The 18353-nt window shown below is 66.2% G+C and carries 19 protein-coding genes and 1 pseudogene; 14 read left to right on the top strand and 6 right to left on the bottom strand.

Annotated elements, in window-relative coordinates:
- Positions 1-309: 309 nt before the first annotated feature.
- Positions 310-753 (bottom strand): hypothetical protein, encoded by a 444-nt coding sequence (locus ACZ6JY_RS39390; protein WP_469204207.1) that lies wholly within the window; start codon positions 751-753, stop codon positions 310-312.
- 436 nt (positions 754-1189) lie between these two features.
- On the opposite strand from ACZ6JY_RS39390, the gene ACZ6JY_RS39385 reads away from it, so the two are divergent.
- Positions 1190-1639, top strand: a complete 450-nt coding sequence (locus ACZ6JY_RS39385; RefSeq protein WP_469204205.1) for a hypothetical protein — start codon at positions 1190-1192, stop codon at positions 1637-1639.
- A 464-nt stretch (positions 1640-2103) separates the two neighbouring features.
- Here the strand turns inward: ACZ6JY_RS39385 and ACZ6JY_RS39380 are convergent, their stop codons facing one another.
- Positions 2104-2334 (bottom strand): helix-turn-helix domain-containing protein, encoded by a 231-nt coding sequence (locus ACZ6JY_RS39380; protein WP_469204203.1) that lies wholly within the window; start codon positions 2332-2334, stop codon positions 2104-2106.
- Between the two features lie 903 nt (positions 2335-3237).
- Here ACZ6JY_RS39380 and ACZ6JY_RS39375 point away from each other — a divergent pair.
- The 4 genes and pseudogenes from ACZ6JY_RS39375 to ACZ6JY_RS39360 all read left to right on the top strand — a co-directional run bounded on the left by ACZ6JY_RS39375 (position 3238) and on the right by ACZ6JY_RS39360 (position 6616).
- Positions 3238-4509 (top strand): NucA/NucB deoxyribonuclease domain-containing protein, encoded by a 1272-nt coding sequence (locus ACZ6JY_RS39375; protein ID WP_469204201.1) that lies wholly within the window; start codon positions 3238-3240, stop codon positions 4507-4509.
- A 135-nt stretch (positions 4510-4644) separates the two neighbouring features.
- Entirely contained in the window at positions 4645-5046 is a 402-nt protein-coding gene (locus ACZ6JY_RS39370) for a hypothetical protein (RefSeq protein ID WP_469204199.1), read from the top strand.
- A gap of 239 nt (positions 5047-5285) precedes the next feature.
- Positions 5286-5488 (top strand): annotated as a pseudogene (locus ACZ6JY_RS39365) (transposase family protein); the annotation flags it as partial.
- An 879-nt stretch (positions 5489-6367) separates the two neighbouring features.
- A complete protein-coding gene (locus ACZ6JY_RS39360) occupies positions 6368-6616 on the top strand; it encodes an HD domain-containing protein (RefSeq protein ID WP_469204197.1) in 249 nt (82 codons plus the stop codon).
- A 63-nt stretch (positions 6617-6679) separates the two neighbouring features.
- Here the strand turns inward: ACZ6JY_RS39360 and ACZ6JY_RS39355 are convergent, their stop codons facing one another.
- Positions 6680-7399 carry a transposase gene (locus ACZ6JY_RS39355; RefSeq protein WP_469204195.1) on the bottom strand — a complete coding sequence of 240 codons (720 nt, stop codon included), beginning with the start codon at positions 7397-7399 and terminating at the stop codon, positions 6680-6682.
- 75 nt (positions 7400-7474) lie between these two features.
- Positions 7475-7735 carry a hypothetical protein gene (locus ACZ6JY_RS39350; RefSeq protein ID WP_469204193.1) on the bottom strand — a complete coding sequence of 87 codons (261 nt, stop codon included), beginning with the start codon at positions 7733-7735 and terminating at the stop codon, positions 7475-7477.
- Positions 7736-7844: 109 nt separating this feature from the next.
- Here ACZ6JY_RS39350 and ACZ6JY_RS39345 point away from each other — a divergent pair, with 109 nt between their 5' ends.
- From ACZ6JY_RS39345 to ACZ6JY_RS39335, 3 genes are all read left to right on the top strand, one after another.
- Positions 7845-8459 (top strand): TetR/AcrR family transcriptional regulator, encoded by a 615-nt coding sequence (locus tag ACZ6JY_RS39345; protein WP_469204192.1) that lies wholly within the window; start codon positions 7845-7847, stop codon positions 8457-8459.
- 518 nt (positions 8460-8977) lie between these two features.
- The gene (locus ACZ6JY_RS39340) at positions 8978-9301 is read left to right on the top strand and encodes a DUF6221 family protein (protein WP_469204190.1); all 324 of its coding nucleotides are present in this window, start codon (positions 8978-8980) and stop codon (positions 9299-9301) included.
- A 370-nt stretch (positions 9302-9671) separates the two neighbouring features.
- The gene (locus tag ACZ6JY_RS39335) at positions 9672-10223 is read left to right on the top strand and encodes a GNAT family N-acetyltransferase (RefSeq protein WP_469204188.1); all 552 of its coding nucleotides are present in this window, start codon (positions 9672-9674) and stop codon (positions 10221-10223) included.
- A gap of 267 nt (positions 10224-10490) precedes the next feature.
- Here the strand turns inward: ACZ6JY_RS39335 and ACZ6JY_RS39330 are convergent, their stop codons facing one another.
- A complete protein-coding gene (locus ACZ6JY_RS39330) occupies positions 10491-11603 on the bottom strand; it encodes a HAMP domain-containing sensor histidine kinase (protein WP_469204186.1) in 1113 nt (370 codons plus the stop codon).
- A 26-nt stretch (positions 11604-11629) separates the two neighbouring features.
- Positions 11630-12292, bottom strand: a complete 663-nt coding sequence (locus ACZ6JY_RS39325; RefSeq protein WP_469204185.1) for a response regulator transcription factor — start codon at positions 12290-12292, stop codon at positions 11630-11632.
- Positions 12293-12475: 183 nt separating this feature from the next.
- On the opposite strand from ACZ6JY_RS39325, the gene ACZ6JY_RS39320 reads away from it, so the two are divergent.
- The 6 genes from ACZ6JY_RS39320 (at position 12476) to ACZ6JY_RS39295 (ending at position 18190) form a co-directional block, all read left to right on the top strand.
- Positions 12476-13411, top strand: a complete 936-nt coding sequence (locus ACZ6JY_RS39320) for an ATP-binding cassette domain-containing protein (protein ID WP_469204213.1) — start codon at positions 12476-12478, stop codon at positions 13409-13411.
- Positions 13412-13512: 101 nt separating this feature from the next.
- A complete protein-coding gene (locus ACZ6JY_RS39315) occupies positions 13513-14925 on the top strand; it encodes an ABC transporter permease subunit (RefSeq protein WP_469204211.1) in 1413 nt (470 codons plus the stop codon).
- Between the two features lie 77 nt (positions 14926-15002).
- A complete protein-coding gene (locus ACZ6JY_RS39310; protein ID WP_469204183.1) occupies positions 15003-15386 on the top strand; it encodes a hypothetical protein in 384 nt (127 codons plus the stop codon).
- Between the two features lie 32 nt (positions 15387-15418).
- Positions 15419-15679, top strand: coding sequence for a hypothetical protein (locus ACZ6JY_RS39305; protein WP_469204181.1), 261 nt, complete (start codon positions 15419-15421; stop codon positions 15677-15679).
- Positions 15680-15848: 169 nt separating this feature from the next.
- Positions 15849-16943 carry an alanine racemase gene (locus ACZ6JY_RS39300; protein ID WP_469204179.1) on the top strand — a complete coding sequence of 365 codons (1095 nt, stop codon included), beginning with the start codon at positions 15849-15851 and terminating at the stop codon, positions 16941-16943.
- Between the two features lie 524 nt (positions 16944-17467).
- The gene (locus ACZ6JY_RS39295; protein ID WP_469204177.1) at positions 17468-18190 is read left to right on the top strand and encodes a maleylpyruvate isomerase family mycothiol-dependent enzyme; all 723 of its coding nucleotides are present in this window, start codon (positions 17468-17470) and stop codon (positions 18188-18190) included.
- Positions 18191-18353 lie beyond the last annotated feature (163 nt).

Genomic DNA, 18353 nt, shown 5'->3' with positions numbered 1-18353 from the left:
CCATCATCTCGAACCACGACGCCCGCGCGTCACAGGTCTCCTTGCTCTGCACATTCATCCGTACGCGGCTCTGCACATAGGCGAGTACGCCGACACCAGGCACTGAAGAAGTACGACCCGCAGGGCAAGGCCCCCAAAAAGAACTTCTCCGCCCGGCCCATCCCCAACGCCGACAACGAAGCCGGCGGCAGAATCATGAGCAGCTTCTACTCCAAGAACCGCATCATCGACGGCTCTGACGACGGGTTCCTGATCAAGGTGTCCTGACCGTCATGTCCTGTGGGCGGCAGGCCGCCGCCCACAGGGCCATCACGTCGGCCAGAACTGCAGCAGGAAGCGCTCCACCCCGTCAGGCACGTCCTGCTCGGCGAGGACTGCGACCTCCTGCTGGCCCACCACATGCGCGCGCAGCCGCCACCGCCGCTGCGCGAAGCCGAGACCAATCCGGTTCTCATCCGGCCCCCCGGCCGTGTGGAACTGGAGCTGTCCCGTGGCGGAGTCCAGCTCCGCCTCCCCCTTTGCCTCCCAGGCGAGGGTGCGATCCGGCTCGGGCGGTGCATCCCACACTTCGACCGTGAATGCGGCCTTGTGCGTGTGACCTCCTGTCCTGATGTCCACCCGCCCGTGCTCCGCCGACACCAAGCCCTGTGTATCTTCGGGCCAGTCGTCGATCACTTCCTCATCGGCTTCCTGCAACCAGAGCAAGCGTCGCTCCACTGCGACCGAGAACCGCTCACGATGCACCAACGCCATACGGCCTCTCCCCTCGCGCACACCACACTGCGCAGGCGAGGGTACCCGGACTGTGTGCCGGTCTCCGGCAACCGTCATGATTCCAGGTGCTGCCCTCGGCATGCGGCCCGGCGTCGGCCTGTGCGGTGCGGCGGTCCGCGCGGACGCGGGAGTTGGCCCGGTCCACTGCCTGCCCGGCGCGCAGGCGGGCCTCACGGGTGCGGTCCAAGGAGATCTGAATCCGTGCCCGCCCTGGGCGACCGGGCCGGCCGGGCGTGGTGGCCGCTTGCTCGGCGTAGAGGCGACCGGAGCCTGGGGCCACGGGCGCCCGCAGACGCGCAATCCGAGGGTGCCTGGTGGAAGCCAAACGCGTTCGGTTCACCACGTCGGGTGACCCTACGATGCTTTGTGCGCCTCGGGTGCACGTCACATTGGTTCAAAGTAGGAGAACGCATTCATGCACAGGGCAACGGCCATAGGGGCATTGATAGCGGCGACCGGGCTTCTTGCTGCCTGCGGCAGCAGCGACAGCGGCGAGAAGGAGAAGCGCGCTGTGTCGACTGCGGCACCGTCGAAGACCAGCGCGGCGGGAGGCCAGGGCAAGAGCTACGAGGTCACGCTCGAAGTCGGTGGCAAGGGCACGACCGGCACGAGCAACATCATGTATAACGCCGAGACCAGCGACTCCAAGCGGGTCAAACTGCCCTGGAAGAAGACCGAGACGGTCACCCTGACCAGCACTCAACGCAGGGTCGGGTTCGCCATGCATATAGGGCCGGGCAACCTGATGCTGCCCAGCGGCAAGTTCGTTGCACCGTCCTGCTCGATCACCGTTGACGGCAAGCAGGTCGACAAAGACCCTGGTGGCGCCGAGGGCGTGCACTCGTGCAAGTACACCCTTCATTAGGTGCCTGTCCCTCCCGCGTGCGGCATGTTCAAGATTGCGGCACTGTCCGCACACCAGGCGGAGTTGGTATCGAAGGCATTCCGCACTGACGGCCACCCCCTGACCGGAACGGCCCTGGTATCTACGACGATGTACCGGGGCAGCCTTGCATCTACGGTGCGTGTCGACTGCACGGCCATCCCCACACGTGCCAGGGCTGTCGGCCGTGCCAATCAGGGCCCACCAGACAGTGAGGGGAGAAGCCGGTCAGTACGGTGCAGGTCCTAGGTGCCGCGCCAGCAGCGTGGTACGCGGCACCCAGGAGGGGCACCCTGCAGGGGCAGGGGCCTCCGTGCGCTCCGGAGGTCGAGGGACCGGAAGCACACGGTGCGCCGTTCTGGTGAGGCGCCCTTCCCCACCAGAACGGGGATAGTGGCCCGGTTTCTGCGAGGCCCGAGGACATCCCCGGCAAGAACCGGCGGTTTCTAGGGCCGGACTCGTGCGGCCGGAGCCGGCATGTCCAAAACTCCGCGGCTGATGGTGCGGCCTTGCTCGGCGAGCAGAGGCCACATCTCACCGATGGCTCGGGTGATGGTGGAGCGGTCAACGCCGAACCAGCAGGCCAGCACGTCGTGCGTGGCGGCGTGACGGAGATGCACGAGCGTAGCCAGGAGATGGTCCACGAACACCACCTGGTGCTTCGCGCCTGTGCCCACCGCCCGCCTCCGTGACCGGGGCGCGAGCTTGGCCTGGTGCCGCTCCTGCCACACGCTCCTGCCACAAAGGGCTTACCTCGGCGATGAGTTCGGTAAGCACGTCGGCCGACAGGCCCGTGATCCTCCGGTCGCTGATGATCGCTGCACGAGACACGTTCCCCGTCAGACGACCATGGTCGACGATCGAGAACCTGCCGCCTCACCGCCGACTGTGCACGAGCTCGTTAAGGGGTGACCAGACACAATGCGCCCGGCGGGCGGCTTCTGGGGCACGCCGCTGCACCCCGTCTTCGACCCGGTAGAAGTTGCTGGATCCAGACCTGACGCAAGATTTCGACTCTCGGGAGACGGGCCAGCTCAGGCGGGGCGTCCGATGCGAAGACAGCCTGGAGTAACCGCATGGTGTCGGTGTCAGCACGCCGGACCAGTAACTGTCGCAGCCTGAGCCTTGGGGAGGCGGGAATCCTCCTCCCGAGTGCCTGAGCCACTCGGGATCTCTGACGCCGACCAGCCATTCGAGGACCACCTCATCCAGCGCGTTCAGTGCTGAGCGCAGTGTATCGGTAACCATCTCAAGCCAATCCAGGGACCGCGTCGAGGGCTCCACGTGGGTGGAATCAGTGCGGGCCCGGCCCATGGTCTTCAGCAACTGTGCGGATTTGGGTGCTTCCTTACACCACCGAGACAATCAGGCACGTACCTCACGGGAGATCCTCTGGCTCGAATTGATCTGTGAAGTCGCTTTGATCTTCCTGTGAACTATGTGATCAAGTTCCGGAAGCTGAGGGCCTCACCATGCCCTCAGCTATCAGGCATGCGCGCCGCCAAAACTCCAAAGCGCACGCTAACAGGTCCACAGGGGAGGGAACTTTGAGGCTCAGAAGAGTCGCCACTATCGCCGCGATGCTCACCATCATCGCTGGCGGAATCAGCGGGGCAACCGCTTCGGCGGACGATCCGGAAACATACGAGATAGTCACCCACGAAGAGATCGCTACGACTACCACCCAGCCACCCATTACGACTTTTGCGCAGCCGGCACCCGACGCGTCGATCGCGGAACGCCGTCGAGCGCAGGCGCCAAAAGAAACCCCTGAAGAGATGCTGGAGCGCGCCAAGGCCGCCAAGAACCTCCGGGAGAGCCTTACCGAGGGCGCTCCGCGACGTGCCGCTCGCGCCTATCCCCCGGTAAGCGCCGACGAGTGCAAAACCATGGACAGTGCCGACAAGGCAAACGGTTGGGTTCTTGACCACAACTACTGGTGCAAGACAGGCATCTATAAGCTGAGTGTCTTGGCCTGTACGGGCAGCAGGTGCCAAGAGAAGGAGTACTTCCAGTACCGCCTCAACACTTTGGGCACGGTTAAGCCGGGCACACGCAGTGTTGCGTTCGTCTCCAGCATCGAGACCATGGCAATAAAGGGTGGTCCCGATTTCCAGAAGCGCATCGTTACCCTCGATATGAAGTGCACCAAGTCGACAGGCTCCAAGTGTAAGGGTGACCCCCAGAATAAGCAGAGCCAGTCGATCGTCAAGTGGCGGTCTCAGCCGTCTGCATACTTCACGTTCTCATCGCCAGAGACCGGGGCCATCAACACAGACAAGATCAGCTGGCACGACTTCAAAGCAACCTCCACGCTTGAAGGAGGCCAGACCAAACCCGTCACCACCGGGAAGAACGGCTTCCGCTGCGATTCGGCCACCTACATCGGGTCACACAAGGGCTGCGTGTACGACAAGACCACTGAGCTGTTCTTCGACATGAGCGTCGCCGACCCCAAGGTGAATGAAACCGCCGACCACATCATCGACGCTCAGACAGGCCGGTACCCGACCTTCCCCATCAAGGCTGGGAAGATCGCCCCCGGGGGAGCTACCAGCGGCAAGCCCCTGACCCGCGTCTACCACGACAAATCGCTGCGCAGGGCGCACCACCGTGCAGCAGTAAAGACGTGCAAGGAGAACTTCGGCGAGGACTACGCATCCCGCGGTCTGGACTGTGACGAATACCCGTTCCAGTCCACTGCGCAGGGCGCCTCGACCGGCGACAACAACTATTCAGCCCGCGCGCTCGATGCGGGCGACAACGGGCGCGGTGGTGCGAAGCTGGGCCAGTTCTACGACCGGCAGCGTGTGATCGACAGCGATCCGTTCTACGTTCTCGTGCAGCAGTAGCCGCAGGTCGGGCCGCCAACTAGGCTACCCATCCCGAGAACCATGAACTTGCCCTGAGGGATGATGCTCGTGCCCCCCGCAAATCTACTGGCCGTTATCCACGAATCAAAGCCGTGTGTGGAGTATCGGCACTTCTTGCTGCTGGACGAGGACGGCCGCATCGACATGCCGGAGGACTGGCCCGACACCACGCACTTCACGGCTGGCGCCGGGCGGGGGGTGCTCCTCAGCTCCGGAGGCAACGACTTTCATCCTCTCGTTCGCCTTGAGACCTGGAGCGAAGAGCCTGCGCAACAGAACACCGACGACTGGGAAGCGATCTCGGAGGCAGATTTCATCAGCGAGACGGGCAACCTGTACGTCCGCGAATGGGATCGCGGCCTCGTCGACGGCCCGGTCTCAACAGGTGCGATTGGGCGTCACCGCATCCGTGCCTACTGCAAGGGACGGGCCGAGGCCCAGGCACTGATCGGCAAGGACCTGTACTACGAGGGCGTCGAGGAATGGCTGCTGCAGGTATGGCCGCTCAACGACTAATGCCCACCCTGAAGCCCCCATCGACTCTTGGCAGATTCCAGCAATCGTCGTGACATGTGGTCAGTGATTTCTTTCAGTGTGGCCACTGATCGAGTGACGGGGTCGGTGTCAGCAACGCACGAGGCTTCCGTGCCGTTGAGGAAGGGGTTCGTCGCCTCAACTCACCGGCACAGCAGCCTCCTTGGTCACCCCATCCTGCCGCACTCGACCTGCCTCACGTTCTGGTCGAGTGGGTCACCATGCTCATCGTCACCCGTGAGGGTGACCGCCGTTGCAAGCTCCCGTCACACCAGCATGCCCTGGTGTACCTGCACAGACACGGCACCCTCGCCCAGCTCGCCGTCGGCTTCGGCATCTTCGTGGAACCGCCCACGCCTACACAGCAGCCGACATCAACCTGCTCGCCGACCGCGCGCTCGGGCTGCTGCGCGCTTTGCGCGAAGCCAGGATGGCTGTCAGCCGCTCCTCCGCCTGTCGCAGGAACTGCCACAAGGGCCCGCTGATTTCGGCCCCCTTGTGGCTGGCCTTGCCGAGCTTCCTGCCTTTTCCGGCCCTGCCACTGATGGCCTCATACAGCGCGACGCATTCCGAGGAAACCGCACGAGCCTCCTCCAGTTCGGGCTCCAAAGAGTCTTTGAGCGCTGAGGCTGCGGCTGCGGCCGACCGCCACGCGGCACTGCCCGGGCCCATGCTCCACCTTCCGCGTATCGCTCTCGTCTCCGCCTCATACAACGCACGTTGGATTCTTTCGCCGTGAGCCTTCCAGCCGTCGCGCCTCCGCTCGCGCGGAGAGCACCGCAGAGCGGCGCAATGCCTGTGCGCACCGTCCGGCTCACTCCGCTCACGCAGAGAGCAATACTCCTCGGCCTTGCCCGCCTGGATCTTGGTCGGCTCACCTAGCGTTGGCAACCGACGACAACGCCGCAGATGTGCGTGCCAGGGCCTGCGACGCCTCGCGCGGAGAGCACGGGGAGCTACCCGAGTGCGGCACCGACGCCGCGGCTCACCTCCGCTCGCGCGGAGAGCACTCCGGCGCTCCGATGCCCGACAGCCTGCGGCACGGCTCACCTCCGCTCGCGCGGAGAGCACGCGCCGTGCGTTGCCCATGTGTCGCGCCATTCCGGCTCACCTCCGCTCGCGCGGAGAGCACCCTTCGCGACCTGGCCTTACTCGGCCGCTTTGCCATCTCTTTGCAGAGCCTCGTCGTGCATGCGTCTCGATTCGTTGTCGTCGCGCAGCGAGTGTAAGACCCGCCCCTCACGCTGGTGCGAACTTGGGCCATTTGGGGCTGTTGTCAGTGGGGCGTGCTACCTCTGTGGACATGCTGAAGCGCGACGAGGCGGGAGCCTCGGGGGACTGTGTTCTGGATGTTCGGCTGTGGGGCAAGGAGAGCGGGCTGTCGCGGCCGTATCCGGTGGTGTGCCATCTCCTTGATACCAGTGCGGTGTTCCAGGAGCTTTGGGATGTCGTTCTTCTCTTCGGCATCCGCCGAAACACCGTGGCCGTATGGGCAGGGCTTGCCCAGGCCAGCTGGGCGGACTACCTAACCGCCTGCCGAGCCACCGAATAGGGCTGTCCCGTAGCGGAATTCGGGCTACGACGCTTCAATGGCAGGTGACCTGGTGGTTTCGGGTTACCCGGCTTGAGCGAGGTTGTGCAGGCGGGCGATGCCGAGCATGACGCCGTCATCTTTCAAGCGGCAGTCGCGGAGGACCTTCCAGGTCTTCATGCGGGCGAAGGCATGGTCGACGGGGGCGTGGGCCCTGCGGTTGTGTTCCTCCTTCCAGGCGACCAGTTCCTCGTCCTTGCGTATGCGACGGTGGGGAATGACCAGGCCGGTGCCGCGGTAGCCGCCGTCGGCGATCGTGGTCGTCTTCCCGATCGCCGCCTTGACGCCGGACTCCTCCCATGCCTTGCAGTCGTTGCGGTTTCCCGTCACGGGTCGACAGACCGCCACGACCAGGCAGGAGTCCGCGTCGATGACGACCTGGTGGTTGGTGGCGTACCCGTAGTTCTTCGACTGTTCGGCGACGCTGTGGTCGCGGGTGGGGACCAGGGTGCCGTCCACGATCAGCACGGTGTCCTCGCGGTAGCGGCGGCGCTGCTGCAGTGCCATGCGCGGGCCGAGGTCGTTGATGATCCGGTAGGCGGCGGACTTCGAGGCGCCGAGCGGCGAGGTGAGCTGCAGCAGGGGCAGGGTGGTGCGCCAGTAGGCGGCGACCAGCAGGGCCCTGTCCTCCAGTGGCACGCTCCAGGGCCGGCCGCACCGTACCGCGTCAGCACTCTCGCCGCGCAGCCCGGTCACCAGCTTCCGGGGCAGCCGTGGGCTCAGCCCGGTGAACGGGGCTATCAACGAAGGTTTGAGGCCCTGATCTCACCAGTTACGCCAAGAGCTACCGCTTGCAGCGGTGGTTGGGGACTGGTTCGCTCACGGGCGTGGGTGCGCCTGCCTCCGCGCATGGTCACGGCGCACCGCTGTCACCAGTAGGGCGGCGCCTGCAAGGCCGACCAGGAGGGCCCCCCACTCGGGCACGTGAGCTGCCCGCAGAAGGCCGGCGACACCGAAGCTTGTACCCCACCCGGCCTCTGTGATGGTGGAGCCGAACCCCTGGATGGCCAGGATGGCACCGAACAGCCAGAGCAGCCCCTGGCCTGCATTGTTATCCGACTTCTTGAGCTGCTTACCCATGACGGGCGTCCTCTCCAGTGTGTGCATACCGTTTCCGATGCGGTCGCATCACATCGTGCAGTACGGCAGGATATGATGCAAGTGCATCAGAAAACAGGAGGAGGTGAGCGTGCCGAGGCAGGTCGACTACGAGGACCGACGCCGACGGATCGCCGAGGCGGTCTGCACTCTGATCGCGCGTTCTGGCATGGAAGCCGTCAGTCTGCGCGACGTCGCTGCTCAGGCGGACGTGTCCATGGGCGCCGTCCAGCGGTGTTTCCGCACCAAGGAAGACATGCTGCTCTTCGCGCTGGAGCACGTTTCCCAACATGTCAGCGAACGCACCAAGCAACGCATCGCCACAGCCTCCGCCCCTCAGGCCGCATCCACGCTGCTGTCACACACCCTGGCCGAACTCGCCCTGGTGGATGGGGAAGTGAAGACGCAGGCGCACGTCTGGCTGGCGTTCGTCACACAGGCACCGGCTAGCGAAAAGCTTGCCGACGTCCTGCACGACACCTATGCCAAGCTCCATGACCTCATCGTGTGGCTCATCCGCTATGGCCAGGACACACAGGAATTCCCACAGCACCTTGACCCCATCTGCGAGGCACACACCCTCCTTGCTGTGGCTGATGGCCTCACGGTCCACGTCCTGGCAGGCCACCACTCTCCGGAGACGGCGCTGGCTATCCTCCAACGCCACATCGACTACCTGTTGCAAGAAGCGTCCAGCCGCGGATGACGCGCCCAGCCCCACGCGGCGCGCACTGCACACCTCTGACGCCCGCTCGAATCTGGTCAGTAGATACGCGACAGCCGTTAGGTGCACCGCCCGCGCTCCCCGGACCACGGGGCTTTGGAATGCGGCGGCCGTCGCCGTGTTCCGGGTAGGCCGGCCGGGCAGCGCGTCACGGTGCCCGAGGAAAAGGAGGCGTCAGGCGCTGGAGCCCCCGGCGCAGCCCCCTGCGATGTGGTCTGATCTTGACGCGTATCAGCCACCGACAGGGCGAACGTCCGACCTGCCCGGCGGTCTGCGGTCCTGCAGATCGCGCGCCTTATCGACGAGCCATAAACGGCCGGGTGCCTTCCGGTGGGAACATGGACGTGTTTGATGCTATGAGGAGGCGAGGATGCCAGCGAAGGCCAAGGACTACTTGTACGCAGCAATCCATCGGGATGCCTGCGAGGCTGTGCACTCTTTCGTTGTACAGTGCCACCGGCCGGAGGCTGCGGCGAAACGCGCGAATTTAAGATGAGCCAGTGGGCATCGTCACCGATCTGTCGCGCTTCCTGAACGACCGTTGGAACGAGGAACAGGACGACGCCGTTCTCTTCCACGAATTCGGCTGCTCTGTTCCTCATACCACACCCGGCAGCTCCTGCTCCTGCCGCTGCCCCGCCAAGATTTCCTACGAGATCGCCCGCAAACGGCGCATCCTGCGGGACTGCGAACGCCGAATCTGGCACGAGCAGGACAAGGGCCTTTGCTGGTCCCTGGACTCGGCCTTCGCCTTCACCACGATGAAAGCGTTCGCACTGCCCTACGAATTGCATCCCGCCTGGCAGGATAGCTGGTACCCCTGAGCACACCAGCAGACGGCAAACGATCACCATCTGGATTGCGCCCTCATGGTGGGGAAAAACGGCTGAGGCTTGTCAGCTCCCAGCAGCACTTGCGTGCTGGTCTCTGACTGCTGCCCAGAACCATCGACAAACGTTGCCTGGCCCACCCACGCACCTAACCGGCCCGTACGAATCATCCAGCCCCACCAGTCGTTGTCGGTGTGCCAGTACTGCACCTACTTCCTTGAAACCCCGTGCCAAGTCGCTGGGCGCCGGGGTGGCGCCGACGTCGGCGACCATCCGCACCTCGCCGCCGCCGAGGCCGGTGGTCAGCATGAATCAGAAGGGTGTAGCTCTGCTCGGGGGATGACCGTGTTGTTGGATGGTCTGCATGACGTCGCCAATGACTTTGACTGTGGAATCCACTCCGACCGCGCCGGCCCTGACCCTCCGTCCCTGGCAGGGCTCGGACATTGGCACGGTTGTTGCCGCCCACCGCGACGAGGCGATGCGCCGATGGTTGACGCGCCCCATCAACGACGCGAACGAGGCCCGCGCCTGGCTCGCCGACCAGGACAGGGGGTGGGCGGATGGCACCCATCTGAGCTGGGCTGTCGAAGAGGACGGCGTGGTCGTCGGCAGCTTCGTTATCAAGGCGGCCAACCCGCCGGAGACGCTCGCGACCGGCATAGGTTATTGGACGGTGCCCGAAGCCCGTGGCAAGGGTATTGCCTCGCGCTGCGTCGAGAACGCCACGAACTGGCTGTTCGGCGGGCAGGACTTCATGCCTGCCGACGAGATTGAGTTGCTGCACACAGTCGGCAACGAGGGCTCGTGCCGCATCGCGCAGAAATGCGGTTACGTCCTGGACTCGGTCCTCCCGCCGCTGCCGCCGGAGTTCCCAGACGAGGGACACCGGCACCTGCGCAAGCGGCCGGTGTAGGCGCGTGCCGCCACTTGATCGGCGACCTCCTGGAGAAACGGTTCGTCTGGCTGCCGCGGCCCCAGACTGGGCCACGCGTCAGGCAGCCAGGCGAGCGGCTCAAGACCGCGTCGCCTGCGGGGCCGAACCTGGACCCTCGCTATGAACGTCCTGTCCGGCTCCGGGAGGACCACCACATTCTGCTGCTCCTCGTGCGTGCGTGACGCCTGGCCCCGGCCAGGCAGGTCTTGGTGTTCGGGCGCCTGGCCAGGGCGGCGCTGAGGACGCCTACACCCCATCCTTGCCGCGCTGCGCCTGGTTGAGGGCCAGGTGAGATGTGTGCGCGAGCCGTACTGTGATGGACAGTCCGCCATCGGGGCGTGCGCTGGCGGTGAGAGTGGCGTGGTGGGCTTGGGTTACGGCGTTGACGATGGCGAGGCCGAGGCCGTAGCCCTCGCGGTGGCCGCTACGACCGGGCGCCAGCTTCTGGAAGGGCTGGAAGAGTCTTTGTATCTGGTTTTCGGGAATGACCGGCCCGCTGTTGGTGACCGAAAGGATCACCTGGGCGCCGGTGTTCCGGGTGGTGATCTCTACGTGCCCGTCCGGGCGGTTGTGGCGAATGGCGTTGTCGACGAGGTTGGCCACGAGGCTTTCGATCAGCCGTGGATCTCCGTCCGTCACTGCGGGCATCAGGTGTTCGGTCAGGCCGATACCCCTGTCCGTTGCCTGGTCGCGGCGGGAGGTGAGCACTCCTTCGGCGACTTGGGCGAGGTCGAGGGTTTCCCTGCGTGAGATTCCGCGCTCGCTGGTGGCAAGGACGAGGAGTGCCTTTACAAGCCGCTCCTGGTCTTCGCCGAGGGCGAGGGCCTCCTGGCAGGTTGAGCGCAGGGTGTCGGTGTCGGCTTCAGGGTCGGCGAGGGCGACTTCGAGGAGGGTGCGCAGGCCGGCGAGGGGAGTGCGTAGCTCGTGGGAGGCGTTGGCGACGAAGTGGCGTTGGGCGTCGAAGGAGGTCTGAAGACGGGTGAACAGGTCATCCAGGGAGTGGCCGAGTTCCGTCAACTCGTCCGTGGGCTCGCCGAGGTCGAGGCGTCTGTGAAGGTCGCCAACGGAGATGCTCTTAGCGGTGGCGGTCATGGCGCGTAGCGGGTGCAGGAACCGCCCGGCGACGAACCAGCCAAGGGCCAGGGCAGCGGGGATCAGGATGACCAAGGCGATGGCTGATCCCGTCAGGAGGTGGGGCAGGCTGATCCCGCGCCCGGCTCCGGTGGTCACGCCCGGCGAGGGGTGGCCCACGGGTGTGGCCGCGTCGACGCTGGCGAGCAGGACAATGACGACGACGAGGACGAAGACCCCGGCGGCGTAGATGCCCGCCGCGTAGGCGAGCGCGAGTCGTGTCTGCAAGGACCTTCTGGCCAACTGCTGGGAGGTCATGACGATCCGATGCGGTAGCCGCCTTCGCGGATGGTCTCGATCACGGGCGGGTCGCCGAGCTTGGCCCGCAACCGGTGCATGGTGTGCTTGACGGCGCTGGTGAAGGGGTCGGCGGCCGCATCCCAGACACGTTCGAGCAGCTCCTCCGCGGAGATGACCAGGCCGGGTGCGGCGAGCAGGCATTCGAGCAGGGCGAACTCCTTGGAGGTCAGCTCAAGGCGCCGACCGGCCCGGAATGCGACGCGGCGGGCCGGATCGAGGGCGATGTCCCCGCATGCGAGGGTGGGCGGCAGCGGTGGGATGGCGCGGCGGGCCAGGGCCCGGATGCGGGCGACCAGTTCGGCGAACGCGAACGGCTTGGGCAGGTAGTCGTCGGCGCCAAGACTGAGCCCGTCGATACGGTCCTCGATCGTGTCGGACGCGGTGAGCATCAATACGCGCGTCACGCAGCGGCTTTGGGCGAGTTGCCGGCAGATCTCGTCCCCGTGGACGCCGGGCAGGTCGCGGTCGAGGATCACCACGTCGTAGCGAGTGGCGGCCAAGTGGTCGCGGGCCGCGGTCCCGTCCAGGACGACGTCGACGGCCATGCCCTCGTGGCGCAGCCCGGTTCCGATGGAGCGGGCGAGGATCTCGAAGTCCTCGACGACGAGGACCCTCACCGCCCCTCACCACCGATCGTCGTGCGGGCGGAACGGCCGAACCGGACGTAGGGGCGAGGTGGCATGCGCCCACGATGCCACCTCCCGGGTCTCAGCCGGGTCGCAGCGGCTGCGACCCGGCTGGAACCGGGTGCCGCGTACAACCGTCGGCATGCATTTATTTCGAACCGTGAGATGGCTGCGATGAGCGCCCCGGGGATCGTCGTCACGGGACTGCGCAAGCGATATGGGGCGACTCTGGCCCTCAACGGCATGTCCTTTACCGTCCGTCCGGGTGTGGTGATCGGTCTCGTGGGGCCGAACGGGGCCGGGAAGTCCACCACGATGCGGGTGATCCTCGGCCTGGACGCGGTCGATGAGGGCACCGCACTCATTGACGGCAAGCCGTACCACAGCCTTCGGCACCCGCTGACCCACGTCGGTTCGCTGCTGGACGCCGCGGCGCTGCATCCCGGCCGCAGCGGGCGCAACCACCTGTTGTGGCTCGCGCACTCGCAGGGCCTGAGCGCGCGACGGGTGGACCAGGTGCTCGAGCAGGTCGGCCTGGCCTCGGCAGCCCGGCGCAAGGCCGGCGGCTACTCGCTCGGCATGCGGCAGCGGCTCGGTATTGCTGCGGCCCTGCTGGGCGACCCGCCGGTCATCATGCTCGATGAGCCGTTCAACGGCATGGACCCCGACGGGATCATCTGGATGCGCGGATTCCTGCGGTCGTTGGCCGCTCAGGGCCGTGCCGTGCTGGTCTCCAGTCACCTGATGAACGAGGTTCAGGACACGGCCGGTCATCTCGTCGTGGTCGGGCGCGGTAAGGCCGTCGCCGACGCTGACTTGGCCGATCTGATCGCGGCTGCCTCCAAGAACCGGGTGGCCCTGCGGACCACGGCCGCCGCGCATGCGATGAGGGTGCTCGCAGGTGCTGGCGCGAGCGTGGCGGACACAGGTCGCGACACCGTTATCGTCTGCGGCCTGCCGGCGGAACGGATCGTGGCGCTCCTCAGCCAGAGCGCGGTGCCGTTCTCGGAGGTATCAGATCACCGCGCCACCCTTGAGGAGGTCTACCTGGAGCTCACCGGCGGTGCGGTCGAGTTCCGCGCGGCGACGCCCACGGAGGTATCGCAGTGACCGCCACGCTCCCGCCGTCCCGTGCCGGGCGCAACGGCCTTGTTCAAGCAGTGCACGCGGAGTGGACCAAGTTTCGAACCGTCCGCGGCCGGGTGACGGCCATGGTGGCGGCGGCCCTGATGGTTGTGCTGTTCGCCCTGCTCGCCGGAGCCAGCGGCAACCAGAAGGGCTCGCCGCCCATTCCGATCGGACCGGGCGGCGAGCCGGTCATCGACAGCTTCTACTTCGTGCACCAGCCGCTCGCCGGAAACGGCAGCATCACCGTCTCCGTCTCCGCGGTCAACAGCAGCATCCCCATGGGTCCCGGAGACCTGCGGCTCGCCACCGTGCCGTGGGCGAAGGCCGGGCTCATCATCAAGGAAAGCACCCGCCAGGGATCGCCCTACGCGGCGATCATGGCCACCGGCAGCCACGGCGTACGGATGCAGGACGGCTACCTCAACGACACGGCCGGCCCCCCGGGCCCGGTCTCCGCCGAGTCCCCCCGCCGGTTGCGGCTGGACCGCTGGGGCGACACGATCACCGGCTATGCCTCCACCGACGGCACGAAATGGACCAAGGTGGGCACCGCGCAGGTGAGCGGGCTCGGATCGACCGCGCAGGTCGGACTGTTCGTCGCCTCTCCGCCTGCCGTGAGTGGCGGAGGCACCGTCGGCAGTGTGTCCGCGGCCACCTTCCGGGATCTTCGTACCCAGGAGGGCTGGGCCGGTAGCAACTGGACGGGTGGTCAGGTGGGGGCTACATCCCCCGGCTTCGCCGGCTATCCGGAGAACGGGTCGGGTTCGTTCACGGTATCCGGCTCCCGGATTTCGGTGACCGGTGCCGGCGACGTTGCGCCCGCAGTCCGCGACAGCATGCCGACCGGCGGCCACCTGCGGGACATCCTCGTCGGCACGTTCGCCGCGCTGATCGCAGTGATCGTCGTGGGGGCACTGTTCATCACCGAGGAGTACCGGAGCAAGATGATCCACCTCACCCTGGCCGCGAGTCCGGGGCGGAGCCGGCTGCTGGTCGCCAAGGCGATCGTGTTGTGGACCGTCACCTTCGTCGCCGGGGCGGCGGGGGCGATCCTCGCGAGTGAACTCGGTTCGAGGCTGGCCCGGTCCAAGGGCGTCTATATCTTCCCGGTGTCGTTCTCGACCGAACTGCGGGTGGCGCTCGGGACTGCGGCGCTGCTCGCGACCGCCTCGGTGCTGGCCCTCTGCGTCGGCGCCATCTTCCGGCACGGTGCGGGCACGGTCACCACGGTCATCGTGGTCCTCGTGCTGCCCTGCATCCTGATCGCTATCCCGTTCATGCCTGCAAGCGTGTCGCAGGCAGTGGCGACGGTGACACCGGGTGCGGCTTGGGCCGTCCAGCAGACGCTTGTGCCGTACGACCAGGTCGCAAGCAATTACACGCCGTACTACGGCTATTACCCGCTGGCGCCATGGGCGGGGTTCGCTGTCCTGGCCGGGTACGCGGTGTTGAGCCTGGCCGTGGCCGCCGTCCTTCTCGACCGGAGGGACGCATGAGACTGGCACTGCACGCGGAATGCACGAAGACGCGGTCCGTCGCCAGCCCGTTATGGTTGCTGCTGGCTACCGTCGCGGTGACCGTGGCCCTGGGCGCCGGGGCCACTTCAGTGGTGAACTGCACGGCCAGTGGCTGCGGCGGCGACACGACCAAGATCAGCCTCATGGGCGTCTATCCCGGCCAGGCGCTGGTCGCCATCCTGGCCGTGCTGACCATCAGCGGCGAGTACAGCGCGGGCACGATGCGCACCACCCTGACGGCAGTGCCGCGGCGAGCCACCGCCCTCGCGGCCAAAGCCATCACTCTCACGGGCATCGTGGCCGTCGGCGCAACGGTCGCCGTCCTCGGGTCGGTGCTCGCCGGGCGGCTCATCCTGCCCCACCCCGGCGACCGGGCCCTGTCCCTGTCCGACGGGCCGACGCTGCGCGCGGTCTTCGGGACCGTCCTCTACCTGATCTGATCAGCCTTCTGAGTCTGGGTGTCGCGACCGCCGTGCGGGACTCCGCCACCAGCATCGGGGCCACCCTCGGGCTGCTCTACATCATTCCCGTTTTCTCCCAGAGCATCAGCGACCCGGATTGGCAGCACCTGCTCCAAAAGATCGCGCCGATGAGCGCGGGGCTCACCATCCAGGCCACCACCGATCTCCCCAGCCTGACCATCAGCCCCTGGGCCGGCCTTGCCGGGACCGCTGGTTGGGCCACTTCGGCGCTGTTGGTCGGCGGCCTGCTGCTGCACATACGTGACGCCTGAACTCCCTCCGTCCAGCCGATTACGAGCCGCTGGTGGCACCAAGGCTGGATTGCCGAGCGCATGGTGCGGGAGGCCGTTCGTGTGGCGGGGCAGGAGTGGCAAAACACCCGGGTTTGTTTCGCAGACCTGCCATGATCATCGCTACATACTTCATGCTGGGAGGCAAGAGATGGACATACCGCTGCCTGAGTCGCTGGCGACGCCGGCCCTCGTAATCGATCCGGAGGTTCTGGACAGGAACATCTCGCGCATGGCTGAGGCTTCGCAGTCTCAAGGGTTCGAGCTGCGTCCGCACGCCAAGGCCCACAAGTGTGCGCAGATCGCAGACCGTCAGCTGCGGGCCGGTGCGCGCGGGTTGTCAGTGGCCACAATCAGCGAGGCCGAGGCATTCGCCCAATCCGGCGTGGACGACCTGTTCATCGCCTACCCGGTGTGGCCCGATGCCGGCAAAGCGCAGCGGCTGCGTCGGCTGGCGGACGGTGTAGCCCTGAGGGTCGGAGTCGAATCAGTCGAAGGCGCGCAGCGGCTGGGCAAGGCCGTGTGCGGCAGCGCCCGGCCGGTCGAAGTGCTCATCGAGGTCGACAGCGGAAGCCGTCGCACAGGAGTACAGCCTGCGACTGCTGGTGAAGTCGCAAAGGCAGCTGCTGACGCGGGTCTGGATGTCGTGGGCGTCTTCACGTTCCCAGGCCACGGCTACGGTCACGACGCGCAGGCGCGCGAGCTCGCTGCAAGGGATGAGGACCGAACGCTGGCTGAGGCCGCACAGATGCTGAGAGATCTGGGACTCGACAGTCGTGTGGTCAGCGGCGGGTCGACTCCGACGGTGGGGCGGTGGCGGCCGGGTGCGGTGAATGAACTGCGGCCCGGTGTCTACGTCTTCAACGACGCCACCCAATTGGCCATCGGCACATGCGGTGTGGAGGATCTGGCGCTGCTTGCTGCGGCAACGGTGATCAGCGTTCCTGCCCCGGACCGCTTCGTGCTGGACGTCGGGAGCAAGGTTCTGGGCTCCGACCGGTCGTCCTGGGTGACGGGCCACGGCTACCTGCCCCAGTTCCCGCAGGGCTCCATTACCGGGTTGTGGGAGCACCACGCTGTTGTCCGGCTTCCGGAAGGCGTGCGGGGGCCACGCCTCGGGTCGGTCGTCGCTGTCGTCCCCAACCACATCTGCACACCGGTGAATCTCGCCGATGAGCTGCTGGTAGTCCAAGACGGTGAGGTAGTCGACCGCTGGCAGGTAACGGCGCGAGGCGCCAATACCTGAGCAACACCTCAGGCCCAGAGGCAGCGGCAGCAGAACACTCAAAGGGACCTTCGAGCCCTTCTCGTCGCGAACTACGGGCTTCGGCCCGCGAGACACCGCCTTTCGTCACCCGCATGTTCACCGAGAGCACGGCGCACCGCGACCAGTCCAATTCGCAGCGAGCACTGAGCTCATCCCACCCCAGGCGGTGGACCTGCTCCACGCCCGGGCTCGGCTCCACTGGGTGAGCCGCCGGTGCGCGGTCGCCCCGCAGGGGCCGAAGCCTGTGGGCAGTTGGCGCCACGTGCATCCGTCGTAGTCACGAACACTGTGTCTGCCAGCACCGGTTTCCATGACGACGTCGGCCTCAGCAGCCCGGCGGGCGCACCGGGGCGGCTGGATCCACCCGCTGAAACAGCTCCCACAACCGGTCCGGCACCGGACGCTCCACCATCTCGGTCACCGTCACCAGCTTCGTTCAAGCCAGCTGGGACGACCTCGATAAAAGCGTGTATCGAAAGTGGAGCGGGAGCTAGAGTGCAACAGTGGTCAATTCCCTCGTAACCCCTGACGAGCTCGTACTTCAGGTCTCTCAAGCGCACGCCCGGGTACTTGCACTGGTCGATCAACTCGATGACCGACACAAGGATGCAGCCTCGGCCCTACCGGGTTGGAGCCGAGGGCATGTCCTCATCCACCTTGCTGACAACGCCCGCGCCTTCGAGCGGCAGGCACGGGTCGCTCTGCAGGGCGCAGTTGTCGACATGTACGACGGCGGCCAGAAGGAACGTGATCAGTCCATCGATCGAGGCGCTGGTCGTCCTTTGGTGGAGCTCCGCGAGGAACTCGAGATGGCCCAACGGGCTTTGGAACAACGGTGGTCACGCCTGAAGGAAGCGGATTGGCAGCGCCCGGTTCGGTTCCGTCATGCCACCGTGCTGGATACCGCACTGGCACGGTGGCGAGAGGCAGAGATCCATGCTGTTGACCTCAACGTCGGCTACCGCCCCCACAACTGGTCAGTGGACTTCGCCCTTCACGCTCTGGAGTTCCTGGCTGCCCGCGCCCCGGCCGGTACTCGGCTAGTCGTGCGGGCCACCGATACCGAGTTCACCCGAGTGCTGGGGTCGGGAGAAACAGTCGAAGTCTCCGGAGCGGTTCGCGACCTTGCGGCCTGGATGGCCGGCCGCAACGTCGAGGGTCACCTGAATGCAAATAGCCCCCACCTACCGGAACTGGGCCCATGGCCGCCTGACCCGGCGGATTGAGCGATCCATCGGCGCCAACCTGAAGCAGGGCTGCCCCTCCCACACGAGTGACGTGACACCCGGCTGCCCGCAACTTCCCTGTCTGGGCGATTAATACCGGCCCATGAACCCCAATGACACTGCGCGCCAACACAGCGTTCGCGCTCGTGACCCTGCCCGTCGT

The sequence above is a fragment of the Streptomyces sp. NPDC046335 genome (genome assembly GCF_055587985.1).
Note: the sequence above shows the minus strand (reverse complement) of the source record. Positions and strands in the feature narration are given on the sequence as shown.

Excerpts from the sequence above, each read along its gene's own strand:
- ACZ6JY_RS39375 (WP_469204201.1), top strand. The coding sequence starts at position 3,238 with ATGCTCACCATCATCGCTGGCGGAATCAGCGGGGCAACCGCTTCGGCG.
- ACZ6JY_RS39350 (WP_469204193.1), bottom strand. The coding sequence starts at position 7,735 with ATGGGTAAGCAGCTCAAGAAGTCGGATAACAATGCAGGCCAGGGGCTG.
- ACZ6JY_RS39385 (WP_469204205.1), top strand. The coding sequence starts at position 1,190 with ATGCACAGGGCAACGGCCATAGGGGCATTGATAGCGGCGACCGGGCTT.
- ACZ6JY_RS39360 (WP_469204197.1), top strand. The coding sequence starts at position 6,368 with ATGCTGAAGCGCGACGAGGCGGGAGCCTCGGGGGACTGTGTTCTGGAT.
- ACZ6JY_RS39320 (WP_469204213.1), top strand. The coding sequence starts at position 12,476 with ATGAGCGCCCCGGGGATCGTCGTCACGGGACTGCGCAAGCGATATGGG.
- ACZ6JY_RS39300 (WP_469204179.1), top strand. The coding sequence starts at position 15,849 with ATGGACATACCGCTGCCTGAGTCGCTGGCGACGCCGGCCCTCGTAATC.
- ACZ6JY_RS39335 (WP_469204188.1), top strand. The coding sequence starts at position 9,672 with ATGACGTCGCCAATGACTTTGACTGTGGAATCCACTCCGACCGCGCCG.
- ACZ6JY_RS39390 (WP_469204207.1), bottom strand. The coding sequence starts at position 753 with ATGGCGTTGGTGCATCGTGAGCGGTTCTCGGTCGCAGTGGAGCGACGC.
- ACZ6JY_RS39315 (WP_469204211.1), top strand. The coding sequence starts at position 13,513 with ATGGTGGCGGCGGCCCTGATGGTTGTGCTGTTCGCCCTGCTCGCCGGA.